Raw genomic sequence first — 13,165 nt, 5'->3', positions numbered from 1 at the left:
TGAAGCAATACTGTCCTCTGTTGCTTTCTGATATGCTTTATATGCGACAACTCCAGTTCCAATGAGAGCGGCTGCTACCAATCCAACCGGACCAAGTAATAGCCCTATTGCACTTCCTAAAAATCCAACTGCTCCAGCTGCCGCTCCAGCAATTCCACCAATTGGCGCTAAGGCTAAAGATAAAGCTCCAATTCCTGAAACAACCATCCCCACTACTCCAAGAAATACTCCTATCGCTGTTACAATAGCGGTTATCGTAAAAACAATACCACCTATAATGGCAATCGCCTTTTGTACTGGCCCTGGTAATGAGTTAAATCCATCCACAAGCTTCTGCAACCCAGCGACAAAAGCACTAACCACAGGAGCGAGTGCATCACCAATTGTTTTTTTCATGGTGTCAAATGCCCCGCTCAATTGCTCGATACGACCTTTCAACGTGTTCATTTTCGTATTAGCTGTCTCCAAAGCAGTTACTTTAGACATTTCCGTATACATTTTGTTTACACCTTGTGAACCTTCGTGAAATAAAATCGTTGCGCCACGAACTGCATCCGAACCAAATAATGTTTCTAACGCCATACTTCGTTGTTGGTCTGTTAAATCTTTCATGGATTCTTTCAGAATGCCAGATATATGTTCTAAGCTTTGAATTTTTCCTTGTTGATCATAGAATTTTGACGATAAGAACGCGGAACTGGTCGCTAACTCTCGGAATGTCGTATCACACTTATCATTCCATTTCGTTACCCCTTCCGTTTGCATGACATATTTTTCTAGTGCAACCTCGATGTCTCCTACACTTCTAGATGCTGGCGTAACACCATTTTTCACGAGGAAATCAAATCCAGCCTGCGCGTTATATGTGATAAGACCTAAATCCGCCATCTTGTTATATGCTTCTTTCGTAGATGGATTTAACCTCATGAGCATTGTTTTTAAAGACGTACCTGCATCTGATCCTTTTAACCCATTCTGAGCGAATACGGCTAAAGCTGTTGCTGTATCTTTAAATGTCATACCTGCACCAGCCGCAACCGCTGCGGAAGCTGACAAACCATACTTCAATTCATGTACATCAGTGGCTGAAGCGTTGGCGGCCCCTGCTAGTAAGTTAGCGGCATCTGTAACACTTAAACCATCTTTTTTAAATGCATTTAAGGCGGTAGAAGCAATTTCTGCTGCTTCTCCTAGTTCTAGTTCACCTGCGGCTGCTAAGTTTAGAGCCCCTTCTAATCCACCATTGATGATGTCCGTTAAACTAACGCCGGCTTTTATTAATTCTTCAATCCCTTTTCCGGCCTCAACAGACGAATATTTTGTATCTTCCCCATACTTCACAGCTAATTCAGAGAGTTTACTCATTTCTTGTCCAGTTGCACCCGATACGGCCTTTATGTTAGCCATCTGTTGCTCGAAGTTCATCGATTCTTCGACAGCTGATTTTAGCCCTTGACCTATTGCATACGTCATTCCGCCAAACACCATGCCAATTTGCATGCCGGCGTTTTGTAAATGATTACCCAATGACTCCATTCGGTTTCCAAAATTAAGAAGTCTATTTCCTTGTTGTTCTAGTTCACGATTTGATTGCTGTAATTCCGTTTCAAACCGATTCAGTTCAGCTGTTGCCCGATGAATTTGCTCGGCATATTGCTGCGCTGACTGACTTGCTTCACCTTCTTCAGTTTTGGCCCGATTATACGCTGATTGAAGTTCTCGAATCTTTTCTTTCTGTTTATCTACCACACGAGATAAAACGTCAATTTTAGCTCGTGTTTGTTCAGTTGCGTTAGAAAAACTGCCCATGCCTGTTGTAATAGACTGAAATTCAGCCTGTAGAGATTTTAAAGAGTTGTTTAACTTATCCATCCCTTTTTGTTCAGCTTGACGGTTTACTTGTTTTAATTCATTTTCAAAACGATTTAAATCAGCGACCGCCTTATTAACCTGTGAAGCGTATCGCTGGGTTGCTGCATCATTTTCACCTAATGTAGCTTTATTTTGATCGTAGGCTTGTCGCAAAGCTCTAACTTTTTCTTTTTGCGCTTCAATAAGCCTGCTGAGTGTATTCATTTTCGCTTGCGTTTGTTGACTAGCATTTGCGAAGCCACCCATTCCTGTACTTACAGATTTCAACTCATTCTGTAATGTCCTAACCGCACGGCCTGAGTTTGCGATACCTTGCCGAAAGTTTACGTTATCAAGGGAAAGCCTAACAACTAAATTATTCATTTCATTTGCCAATCTCTCACCTCCCCGTTAGATAATATTTTCAGCTGGAACTTCTATGTCGTTCGCACTTCCATTACTTGGATTCTCTTGACTTCGTTCTTTTTGCATCAGCCTTAAATAATGCCAAATATCCATTTCATTATCGATATGATGGTGTTTATATCCCTGACGTAATAAAGAGAGGTAGAGCTCATCCATAAACTCACTGAACGTGAGCCCTCCTCCCTCTACGCGTTTGGGTTTGTTTCTTCTCCAGTTCCTGGGGTACCACCAGCCGCTCCCACAGTTTCATTGATAATCGCATTAATTACATCGGAAGTTGTGGATAAAAATTTACGAGCATCCACGCCGTCCCAATATTGATCTAATGTAAATTGTTCACCGTACACTTTTACTACATATTGGACCATTTTATCCATATCCTCAGGACCAGGATTGTTTGGAATATCAGCAAGCTCAGGTGCCTGGCGGATTAGACGAGCTGGAATGAACTCTGGTAAATGAAACGTTTTCTTTTCCTTATTGATTCGTAAAGTTAACTTCATAATTTATTCCCCCTGTTAATAAAAAAGAGAGAGCTTTTGCTCCCTTTTACTTGGTTTGTTTGCCATATACCGCTGTAAACCATCCATCACCAATAGCTTTTGTAAATGTAGGTTCATCCGCATCAGCTGTAAATTTCGGTCTATCATCAAAATCACGTTCAATAAAGGAGCCTTTGAGTTTCGTTGTTTGGAAGTTAGGCTTATCCTTCTTCGTTTCGCCTTCTTCTTCCTCTTGTGAAAGCTTCCCTTTTAATAACCAAACATATCGATATTTCCCATTAGCCTTTAAGAAACGCCAGCCGATTGCTACATAAGGCTTTTCACCTTCGCGTCTCTCATCTAACACACCGTCTTTCACTTCCGGATACCCTTCAATATCTGCTTTTGTTGATAATGAAATACTACGAAGTTCAATCTCTACTTCTACTTCCCCATCAGACTCGGCAATTTCTGATTTTTTATTATCGCTCCACATAATTTCAGAAGCTACCTTTTTAGAGGTTTTAATCTTTACAGCGCCTTCCATTTCTTTCACTGCACTATAGTCAACACCTGTTGCATCATCTTTCAATAACTTTGCGTAAACAAGGCTATCTACACCGACAGTCGAACTAATTTTAATCACTTCTCCAGCCATCTATAACTCCACTCCTTTTGCGAATCGCATCGCATAATGAAAAATTTTTGTATCATCTTCATACAAATCAGCTACCGCATAACGTGAGAAACCAATCCTTTTCATGATTTCATTTACTTTTTGATGGATTGCTGTTGTACTACCTTTTGACCAAATATCGATTTGGAATGTGATTTCACTTTCACTTTCTTCATTATCCGAAAATCCATCTGGTCTATTGTCTAGTTCAAAAAACGTAATACGCGGAAACTCTTCAGCGTTTTTGGCTTTACGATAATAAACACGTTTTCCACCTAATAAAGAAACAAGCCCCTGATTATTTTCAAGAGCTTGCACGATTTCAGGTCGTAAATTTATCATACATTCAGCCTCATCTCATTCTTTAAGATGTCTGTCATAGCACGTACTGCATCCGCTTTAGAAGCGTTAAAACCTGGTTCTATAAATGGATGTGCTGGCATTTTAGAAGTACCCCACTCTAAAAACTTTCCATAGAAATATGGGGAACGGTCCGCTTTGTCTATTCCAACCTTGATTGTTTTTACACCATTTTCCATTCGTGCCTTCGTAACTCGTATATTATCCAGCAAATGTTGGCCTGTACGCCAAGGTTCACTTTTTGTTGCTCTTTTAGGACTATCACTTCTTGGCGCTATTTCGGAAATAGCTTTCCGAATAGGTTCTCCACCTGCTGCAAGAGCTTTATCTTCCATCTTTTCTCCACGTAGGCCCATTTGCTCTAATTCAGATATCAGGTGATCAAAGCCTAAAAAATCAACACTATCAGCCATTCATTCCACCACGCTTCCACATGATTGATAAAGTGTGTTTTTCAGTTGGAATAACTGAAAGAATGTCATACATTACGTTCCTATACTTCATCTTCATATCAGCATTCACATCAGCACGATATCGGATTTCTGTTTCACCTTGTATTTCGCTATTGGCTGCGGCTGCTTCAAAATATTTTCTTCCTTTTAAAAAAATAAAAGAACCCCATACAGTAAAAGCATCCTTATAACTCTCTACCTGATCACCGTCTGGGCTCTTTGCTTCCTCGTCTTTCACTTGAAAGGTAAGACGTTTATCTAATTTACCCGGATTCACTTGCATCACCACCACAATACTGCAACTGAACGAGTATAGACTGCAAACTAAATGCCAATTGTTCAGCCTTCCCAACCGCTTCACGGTTTTCATACCAATGAGAGATTAAAATACGAGCTGCCAATTTGGCAAGCACGCTATCTAGTTTCACATCCTGACGTGTTGCATTTTGAATATAGATTTCAGCTGCGATTACGAAAGATGTAATGAGATTTTCCTCATCATCACCATCCACACGAAGATACTTTTTCGCTTCCTCTACTGTTAGTACCAAGAAGGACACCTCCTACCTTATTAAGCCCCTGTTTTAGGCGCAATCGTAATTTGCCCATATACAACTGCTTCTGCATCCCATAATGTAACATCTTCACGTTCGATTGCTCGAAACTCAGAAGTGTTTGTTCTCCAAGCGTTTCCGCCTTCTTTCGTCATATCGATAGATAATTGTTTTCTATCCCAAAGAATAACTGCCTCTTTTAAGTCACCAACAATGAAAGGTGCTTTTCCGTCTTTATCTGTAGCGATTGTTTTATTAGACAACACAATAACGGGCTTCCCCCCGAACAGCTTACGAGTTGGATTTGTTGGATCTGGTTGAAGTAGTGGGCGTCCATTTTTATCTTCTAACTGATCTAAGTAATTGAATCCATCTTGGTTTGTAATAATGTTTGCTACAGCCGAGAAAGCTGGATCTAATGTAACATGTAATGCTGTTTTAATGCCTTTATAATCTTTTAAATCAATTTTTGTTAATTTGTTGATTTCTTGTAAAATTAAATAATTACGAGTTGCAATCGATTTTTTCGCAATCCATTGACGTAAATAACTTTCTAACGCTTGATCTGTATCATCTAATAAATCATTGGGTACTGGTAAAAAACCTGCATAATCCTCAATTGCATAAGATAAACGATCAAATTCAGGAGAAGCAATTTCTTGCATGGCATTTGGCTTCCCATACTCCGATAACGGCGCAAACGGTGTAGATGCCGCACGCTTTTCTAATGTACGAGCTCCCTTGTTTGTTGAAACAGGTTGCACATTTACATATTGTTCTAAGCTATCTACTGTTTGCTTTAGCTGATTAATCGTTGTCGTAATATCTTCTGGAACAATATAACCGCCATCTTTACCTGTATTCTCAGATAGTGCTGCTTTATATTCCTCCATCACACTTGCTTCTTCCTGGCTTACATGTTGACCACGAATCGCTTTCATAAATACGTCTTTGTATGATGGATTTTCATTTTGAACTGATGCTGGAGGTAAGACTCCTGCTTGTGAGTTTACAGGTTCAGAAACTTGAATTTGCATCATTGCTACATAATTATCCAATTCATTTTTCGCGTTTTTTGCTTCCTCAATTTTTGCCTTTGCCTCTTCATATTTACCGCTGTTATTACATTCTTCCGCTTTCGCTCTCAAATCAGCAACTTTTTGACGTAATTCTTGTTCACGTTTATCCATTCTGGATTTCCTCCTTGTTTTGGCACAAAAAATAGACCTACAGTTCTAACAGGTCTAGTGCGTTTTGTATTTTTAATTGTTCGTTATTATCCTTCTTTGAAATAGAAGGAGCCTTTGCTACAATCTTATTTGGTGTTTTTTGATATTTATCAAAGTAATCACTGCTACAAGCTGCGACTTCTTTTGCTTCCACAACTTCTATATGGAAGTATTTTTCAGCTTCTTCCCCACTTAACCAGGTCTCAGCATCTACTAATTGCTGAATTTCTTCCATTTCGATGCCTTCTTTTACGTTCTCTTTGTACACATTCATGATTCCTGACTCGATGTTATCTAAATCCTCTGCCATCTTTCGAAAATCATTGGCATTCCCTGCCGTATATGCCCACGGTTTATGAATCATTAGAAAAGCATTCGAAGGAATCACAACACGGTCACCCGCTAAAGCAATAACAGAAGCAATAGAAGCTGCGACTCCGTCTACATAAACAGTTTTTTGAGCTTTATTACGCTTTAACATGTTATAAATAGCTAAACCAGCAAATACAGAACCACCACCACTATTTACATAGATATTCAGGTTACTTTTATCATCCAGTTGTCCTAACATGTTTTTCACATCCTCCGGCATCACATCCGAATCGTCCCATTTCCAAGCTGTATTATTGATAATATCACCATAAATATACAAATCCGCCGAAGAATCTGTTTGATTTTTGACGGTAAACACATTATGCATCCTCTTCACCTCCCCCCTTAGGCGCTCCTGCTTTCGCTAACTGATATTCATCTGCAATTTCAATGGATACATGATTTAAATCCACGCGATTCTTATCCCCATGTTCCCCGATTCCATCCATGTCCTCTAGTTCTAATACCTTATTAATCGAGAACACACCACGATCTAACATAATGTTATAGAACTCCGCTCTAGATTTCTGGTCCGCCCGTAAAAGACTGGTTAAATTAAACTTGAGATAATATCGTTTTTGTTCACCAAAAGAAAAGACTTTATAAGAAAATTCCTCTTCATACTGAATAAGAATCGGGCTGAGTGTATTTTGAATAAAATCCAATGCTTGTTGCTCAATATTGGAGAAAGTAGCACGATCCAACTCATTAATCATGTGCAAAGGAATGTTAAAAATATTTGCGATTTCGCCTTTATCAAACTTCATTCCTTCAATAAACTGGGCATCTTTTAACGGCATACCCACTTTTTCAAATTCGAGACCTGCATCTAATATCGCAATACGCTGTGCATTACTGAGTCCTGTATTGGCTTCTTCCCATGCATCACGAAGCTTGTCTTTCGCTTCTTTATTCAGGGGTTGCGCTGTCTTTAACAACCCACTATGGGTCGCGCCTTTCCTATAGAATTTCCCCTTAAACTTTTGCGCTGCCTGTGAGCTTCCAATCGATTCTCTTGCGACTTGAATCGGCGGTTTTCCCTTCAGACCATCGGTCGATAATGTCGTGAGATGAATGACATCGTCAGCTGCTAGTTTCACAGGTGTCCCATCTGGAAGACTCGTAAAATACCACAGTTGATTTGTTTTTACATCGATAACAGGGTTTGTGACAGCTGGATTCAACACCCACAATTCTTTTGGTCTTCCATCCAATCCCCAGTGGATGTTGATATACGCATTGCCCCACATGTTTCGATGCGTTTCAATTACATGTTTAAATTTAAACGGACTTTGGTACGGATTCGGACGCCTTTCCAGCACAAATGATACTTGATGTGCCTTATCCCGTTCTCTTCCCTTCACTGTCTTTTTAAACGTTTGAAACGGAAGCATCGCAACACTATTCGCTAAAATGTTCACGCACCGGTATACCGTTGGTACACCTAACGAAGATTCTACGGTAACCCGTTCTCCGCTCGTTGCTTCATAACTGAATAAACTCCGAAACCAAGGTGCTGGATTTCTTAGATCGGTCGTATCCTGATTGCGAAACAAATTCCGGAATATCATATTTTCACCCCCCTCTATTTCCTCGCCATCACCACCCCGATCAGTGTAAGAGTGATTCCAAGTACATACCACCCATACACAGGAGCCATACAAAAAGTCGTCCCAATGATAACGGACAACCCCGAAATGATACAAATATCTTCTAACATGGTAAGAAAAACGTATAAAAATCGCATATCATGCCTCCTAAAATGAGAAATCTTGACTTAAAATATAGGCGTTTAAGTCCATTTCGCCAGAATTCAGCATACAACGAACATGTGAGTTGATGACAGCCGCTATCGGATCGATTCTTTCTGTTGCTTTTGACTTGTCCAACATGATGTTTTCGTTCGCATCCTGTTTTGTTATCGCGTTACTCGTTGCCCAATTTAATACAGGATTGTTATTATGGATGACCTTCTTTTGATACACTTGTTCACGAAAATCCTTTGTAGGTCCTGATAAAGTTGCCATACCTTGACGTATTTCTATCATGGTATACCCTTCCGCCTCCATGTCTTGCATAAATTGCGTTGCATTCCATGGATCAGCACATATTTCTTTAATTTTAAATGTATGATCTTTTTCCATATTTCTAATATGTGTTTTAATATATTCATAATCAACTACTGCACCAGGTGTTGTTGTGATCCATTTTTGTTGTACCCACAGATCATAAGGGACTTTATCCGTTTGTCTCTTTTCAGCTAACGTATCTTCTGGCATAAAACTATGGCTAATTACGATATACTTATCATCCTTTTTAAACTCAAATGAAATACTTGTTAAGTCAATTTTTGCTGATAAATCGACACCTACTGTGCATTCCAACCCTTTTAATTCGGATAATTCCACCGTTTCCTTGCAATCCTTCCATTTTTGCATATCCATGTAGCCATTTTCTTTCCTATCCACCCATCTATTCATGTTTTTCGTGAGATAATTACGCATTTTCTCAGGCACATCAAGAGCTGATTGAAGTTCTCCTTTTAAGAAAGAACGACCTTCTTCATAACTACATAGGATTGGATTCGCTTTCTCCCAGACTTCTGGATTCGTGATCTCATCATCTTTATCTAATTCATTAACCATGACAAAATATTCTTCGTTTTCAATATCAATATTAGGGTCCAAAATCTTTGAAACATATTGATACTCCACACGATAACAAGGATGACTCAAATTAAAACCAGCTGTCGTTATAATCATCATAAGTGGATTCGGACGAGCGCCCGAACCTGACACCAGAACATCATAAATTTCAGAAGTAGGGTGTGCATGATACTCATCGATAATCCCGCACTGAACATTCAGGCCATCACCAGATTTCCCCGCATCTTTTGAGAGCGCGGAAATAAAAGAATCCGTTTTAAGGTGTTCAATTTTCCCATACGCAATATTGAACTTTCCTTTTAAATCTTCACATCCATTCATTTGTGCTTTAATTTCATTCCAGACAATTTTACTTTGTTCTGTTTTCGTAGCACCAATGTAGACTTCTGACATATTTTCACCAAATGCCATTGCTTCATAAGAGCCTACACACGCTAAAGATTGAGACTTTGCGTTTTTACGTCCAACTTGCCAATACGCCTTTTTAAAACGCCTTAATCCTGTATTACGATGAACCCATCCGTAAATATTGCTAAACACAAAAATTTGTATGGAATGTGGTTCCATTCTCTGACCTGCTAATTTTCCTTTTGTATGTTTAAAAAGAGACATCCACTTTAAAAAACGGAGCGCTTTTTCTTCTTTAAAAACATAAGGAAAATCTTCAGATCCTTCGCGTTCAATATCTCTTAAAAATCGCTTACAAGCATGTTTATGCTTCTGACAAGCAACAACTTCACCATGTATTACATCATCACAGTAGTCCAACATCCATTGTCTAATCATGTTATACGTCAAACTCCTTCTCTACGTTTGTTTTCGGACCTTGTTTACGATTTGGAATGACAATTTTTGCTCTTGCACTCGGTGTGAGACCAAACTCAACAGCCAAAGCCTTCATTTGTTCATGCAACTGTTTCTTCTTTGTAAGTAGTGGATGGGGAACTTTATTGGTTTCAGCTGCCTTATTGGTATATGCAACAAGAAGTCCTTCTTCTCGGATAATTTTGGTGCATGCAACATAGTCAGAATAAGCATCACAATACGTTGCTAATGCATTCACATCTATGTTTGTAATAACATCTAATTCTAATAATTCACCAGCAATCCGTCTAAACTCTTTCTTTGCAACTGAATCTAACCACGTTGGTGGCTTTACCTTGTCTTTTTTTGCTTGTAACTGTTTTTCAGCTTTTAATCGTTGTTCAATTTCATCCTTTGTCAATCGATTTGTATTACCTTCTAATAAATGCAAATGAATCGGCTTCGCTTTTCTTCCCATGTGAACCACCTCCCTCAGCTGAACCCCCTTTTATGAAATAAAACGAACTTTTTACACGGAAAGCTTGGCGGCGGTCTCCAAGGAACCGCCTTTTACTTTTTTTACACCGGGGGTGTTTTTTGTCCGTTTTTAAGACAAATTTATCCGTGTTTTTATATAGATTCAATGTTATCCTTATATTTGTAACTTGTAAGTTACATGCAGTTTCCCTAAACAAGTATCCTGGAGGCCCTAGACTGATTCTAGGGCCTTTTCCCGTTTATCTAGCATGATATACTGGTACGCTTGCTTCCCTTTCTTTTTAGTTATCTTCTGTATTTCTTCTCATCTTCTTTTGTTTTCTTGTTATGGCAAGCATGGCAAAGCGTCTGTAAATTAGTCGGTTCTAATCGTTTTGACCAATCAACGCGAATAGGACTGATATGATCGACTACATCACCTATCTTAATGATGTCCTTGCTTCTACATTGCACACATAAGCCATAATCTCTACGATACATAAGCTCACGCATATCTTTCCAAAGTCTTGAGTTGTAGAAGGAACGTGAGCTTTTGTTTCGTATGTATTTGTCGTAATGTCTGGTGTTCTCCTGTATCTTATCTTGATGTTTCTCACAGTACTTGTCTTTCGTTAACGCTGTACACATTGGTGAAGTGCATGGCTTCATCGGTTTACTTGGCACTTGTGCCACTCCATTTACTGCATAACTTAATCACCTTCACTGTTAAGAATGCTGGCCATAGCGGCGTAAGAACACAAATGAGAATGATGATAACCAAACTTGCAATCCCTATACGAGCTGGATCATCTTTACATTCTTCCGCAATCCGTCTTAAAACTGGTTGTAACATAATTGACATACCTACCAAACCTACAATCCAATACCCTAGTACCCACAACATCTATCCTCACTCCTTATCCTCAAGGAATTCCTCTACCACTTTACCAAGCAAACTAATCATTGCTTCTCTCTTTTGCTTTGGTGTTGTATTATCTTGCATTTCATTAAAGATAGGAAGTACCCTTTCTAATTTCTGTTTATCGATGCGTTCATTTACAAGATCTTGTCCTAGCATTGAAATGAATGTACCAATTACAACCGCTTGTTCTTGTTTAGTTAGTTCCATTTATCTCACTCCCTTTAATCACGCCACATTTAATTGAATCGGCTGTATGTTCAACTATAGGTTCAAGCGATATCTTCCCATCTAATGAAATACCAACTTTACAATCCATCCCTACCGATTTACTATCGTTAATCTTTTTAATTATTACAGATTGTTCAGCTATTTCTCTCACGTGATTTATATCAGCTTTCATCGCTAATCCCTCTTCGTATTAGTTCTTCAATCGTTTGTTGTAGTCCAATAACTTGCATTCTTAATTCAACCATTCCGACTTTCATGTTGTTGTTTTTATTCCCCATCTTCATACTCCTCCAAAATAAAAAATCGCCCTTCGGCTACTCAATCACAACTTGACGAACTATCAAATGAACCCCCTGAATCATACGATGAATGCGATGAACAAGAAGACGAATGACTACCACTATCATAGCCACCGTAATCCGAACTGGATTGGGTTACACTAGATGTCATCGCATTGTGAATCAACCAATCATTTGTTGTACCCTCACTATTTCTGTTTCTATGTTCTTGCTTCACTTTCTTATTCTGTTCCTTCTTTTTCTTTTGAACAACATATCGTTTCGCCTCCTTAAAATAAGAAAAGTACCCGCTATGAATGCTTTCTCAAAATTACACACACATCTTTTCTAAATGAGGTGCTTGTCCTCTCACCAATATAAATAAATCTCCATATAATATTTTTGAACAACATTATTTTATTAGGAGGACAAACATTTGAATCTTACAAGAATGATTACGGCTTTAGCATGTAGTGCACTTTTATTAGTACCTTTTACTTCTGTTTCTGCACAAGAAATAGATATCCATCAGCAAACCATTCCTAGCAAACAACCCTTCATAGGAGATCCTTTGCCAAAAGTGATCCAGAAAGAGACCTCTTCTTTTGGTAATTTTTCGCTTTCGGACATCGAAAGTTCCAATTCTCTGTTTCATGCTTTAGCTCCCACTCGTACCGTTACTATTTTAATCGCCGCTGATGAAGAATATCGCGCCGCTCATCCCGATTGGAAAACCATTACTGCACAAATGGTAGAAAAAGCAGATAATAGTTTCTGGGCCGAGCATAGTATTAATTTTGTTGTGACAGGATACGCGAATTGGAAATCCGATGGCGCAAATAGTAGTGCACTTTTAGCAGATTTAAATACCGAATGGAAAAACAATACACAATACGACTTCGTAATTGGTTTTACCAAAGATAGTAAATTTACAGCTGGCGGCATTGCTTATGTCTATTCTTCCGCACCTCAAAGTGGCATTAGCGTTGTGCTTGATCAAGGGACAACCTCTACTCCTTATGCAATCCAACATGAATGGTCTCACAATTACGGATTATCGCATGATGCTTCTGGTAGCGGCATCAAATGCATGATGAACTATGACTACGCTTACTCTGTGAACTATTGGGATGCTGCACACGATGCTTTAATTGAAAGCCACCGTAATTGGTATGGTTCTTAGTATATAATTTGCAAAGAGCTTATATCATATATGCTCTTTGCTACATAAGTAAATCTATAAACAAAACAAGCTGACCATTCCTCTAAATAAAATCACAGCCAACTTGGTATATGAATATAAAATAAATTCCCTTGGTTTTTTCGTCCTATCGCGGGTTCCTACCGCCCATGCCCGTTCTTCGGTAACGTTTTGATAATGGGGCCCA

18 protein-coding genes and 1 pseudogene are annotated in these 13,165 nt (G+C 38.9%); 1 reads left to right on the top strand and 18 read right to left on the bottom strand.

Translation table 11 applies throughout. From position 1 onward, the window contains the following. From ACQRBL_RS19140 to ACQRBL_RS19055, 18 genes and pseudogenes are all read right to left on the bottom strand, one after another. The coding region (locus ACQRBL_RS19140; RefSeq protein ID WP_427735185.1) for a phage tail tape measure protein at positions 1-2,247 on the bottom strand (2,247 nt) is incomplete at its 3' end. Between the two features lie 15 nt (positions 2,248-2,262). Beyond that, positions 2,263-2,433 carry a hypothetical protein gene (locus tag ACQRBL_RS19135; protein WP_176545668.1) on the bottom strand — a complete coding sequence of 57 codons (171 nt, stop codon included), beginning with the start codon at positions 2,431-2,433 and terminating at the stop codon, positions 2,263-2,265. 29 nt (positions 2,434-2,462) lie between these two features. Further along, a complete protein-coding gene (gene gpG, locus ACQRBL_RS19130; RefSeq protein WP_411996720.1) occupies positions 2,463-2,780 on the bottom strand; it encodes a phage tail assembly chaperone G in 318 nt (105 codons plus the stop codon). 46 nt (positions 2,781-2,826) lie between these two features. Further along, the gene (locus tag ACQRBL_RS19125) at positions 2,827-3,417 is read right to left on the bottom strand and encodes a major tail protein (protein ID WP_256426549.1); all 591 of its coding nucleotides are present in this window, start codon (positions 3,415-3,417) and stop codon (positions 2,827-2,829) included. Next, complete coding sequence (gene gp17, locus ACQRBL_RS19120) at positions 3,418-3,777, bottom strand: tail completion protein gp17 (protein ID WP_098282414.1); 360 nt, start codon at positions 3,775-3,777, stop codon at positions 3,418-3,420. Beyond that, positions 3,774-4,208, bottom strand: a complete 435-nt coding sequence (locus ACQRBL_RS19115) for an HK97-gp10 family putative phage morphogenesis protein (RefSeq protein ID WP_097984879.1) — start codon at positions 4,206-4,208, stop codon at positions 3,774-3,776. The genes gp17 and ACQRBL_RS19115 overlap by 4 nt, the downstream gene beginning before the upstream one ends. Then, the gene (locus ACQRBL_RS19110) at positions 4,201-4,524 is read right to left on the bottom strand and encodes a phage head closure protein (protein ID WP_411996721.1); all 324 of its coding nucleotides are present in this window, start codon (positions 4,522-4,524) and stop codon (positions 4,201-4,203) included. Before ACQRBL_RS19110 ends, ACQRBL_RS19115 begins: the two co-directional genes overlap by 8 nt. Continuing rightward, positions 4,511-4,798, bottom strand: a complete 288-nt coding sequence (locus ACQRBL_RS19105; RefSeq protein WP_411996722.1) for a head-tail connector protein — start codon at positions 4,796-4,798, stop codon at positions 4,511-4,513. The genes ACQRBL_RS19110 and ACQRBL_RS19105 overlap by 14 nt, the downstream gene beginning before the upstream one ends. Before the next feature lie 20 nt (positions 4,799-4,818). Continuing rightward, on the bottom strand, positions 4,819-5,991 hold the full coding sequence (locus tag ACQRBL_RS19100; protein ID WP_097984876.1) for a phage major capsid protein: 1,173 nt from the start codon (positions 5,989-5,991) through the stop codon (positions 4,819-4,821). Between the two features lie 37 nt (positions 5,992-6,028). Next, positions 6,029-6,730 carry a head maturation protease, ClpP-related gene (locus tag ACQRBL_RS19095; RefSeq protein WP_023523298.1) on the bottom strand — a complete coding sequence of 234 codons (702 nt, stop codon included), beginning with the start codon at positions 6,728-6,730 and terminating at the stop codon, positions 6,029-6,031. Continuing rightward, positions 6,723-7,973, bottom strand: coding sequence for a phage portal protein (locus ACQRBL_RS19090; protein ID WP_411996723.1), 1,251 nt, complete (start codon positions 7,971-7,973; stop codon positions 6,723-6,725). The genes ACQRBL_RS19095 and ACQRBL_RS19090 overlap by 8 nt, the downstream gene beginning before the upstream one ends. Positions 7,974-7,987: 14 nt before the next feature. Next, the gene (locus ACQRBL_RS19085) at positions 7,988-8,149 is read right to left on the bottom strand and encodes a hypothetical protein (protein WP_179860849.1); all 162 of its coding nucleotides are present in this window, start codon (positions 8,147-8,149) and stop codon (positions 7,988-7,990) included. Between the two features lie 10 nt (positions 8,150-8,159). Next, positions 8,160-9,854, bottom strand: coding sequence for a terminase large subunit (locus tag ACQRBL_RS19080; protein WP_427735178.1), 1,695 nt, complete (start codon positions 9,852-9,854; stop codon positions 8,160-8,162). A 1-nt stretch (position 9,855) separates the two neighbouring features. Further along, complete coding sequence (locus ACQRBL_RS19075) at positions 9,856-10,359, bottom strand: phage terminase small subunit P27 family (RefSeq protein WP_080021150.1); 504 nt, start codon at positions 10,357-10,359, stop codon at positions 9,856-9,858. Positions 10,360-10,655: 296 nt separating this feature from the next. Continuing rightward, positions 10,656-11,033, bottom strand: a complete 378-nt coding sequence (locus ACQRBL_RS19070) for an HNH endonuclease (protein ID WP_043924719.1) — start codon at positions 11,031-11,033, stop codon at positions 10,656-10,658. Then, complete coding sequence (locus tag ACQRBL_RS19065) at positions 11,023-11,253, bottom strand: hypothetical protein (protein WP_144640846.1); 231 nt, start codon at positions 11,251-11,253, stop codon at positions 11,023-11,025. The genes ACQRBL_RS19070 and ACQRBL_RS19065 overlap by 11 nt, the downstream gene beginning before the upstream one ends. A gap of 6 nt (positions 11,254-11,259) precedes the next feature. Continuing rightward, the gene (locus tag ACQRBL_RS19060; RefSeq protein ID WP_023523304.1) at positions 11,260-11,478 is read right to left on the bottom strand and encodes a hypothetical protein; all 219 of its coding nucleotides are present in this window, start codon (positions 11,476-11,478) and stop codon (positions 11,260-11,262) included. Then, positions 11,465-11,744: pseudogene (locus tag ACQRBL_RS19055) on the bottom strand (hypothetical protein). The gene ACQRBL_RS19060 and the pseudogene ACQRBL_RS19055 overlap by 14 nt, the downstream one beginning before the upstream one ends. 469 nt (positions 11,745-12,213) lie before the next feature. Here ACQRBL_RS19055 and ACQRBL_RS19050 point away from each other — a divergent pair. Then, complete coding sequence (locus tag ACQRBL_RS19050; protein WP_023523308.1) at positions 12,214-12,960, top strand: zinc-dependent metalloprotease; 747 nt, start codon at positions 12,214-12,216, stop codon at positions 12,958-12,960. Positions 12,961-13,165: the final 205 nt, after the last annotated feature.

The organism is Bacillus sp. AF62 (assembly GCF_050312695.1).
Lineage (GTDB): Bacteria > Bacillota > Bacilli > Bacillales > Bacillaceae_G > Bacillus_A > Bacillus_A cereus.
The sequence above is the reverse complement of the archived record's forward strand: the minus strand, read 5'-3'. Positions and strand labels throughout refer to the sequence as shown.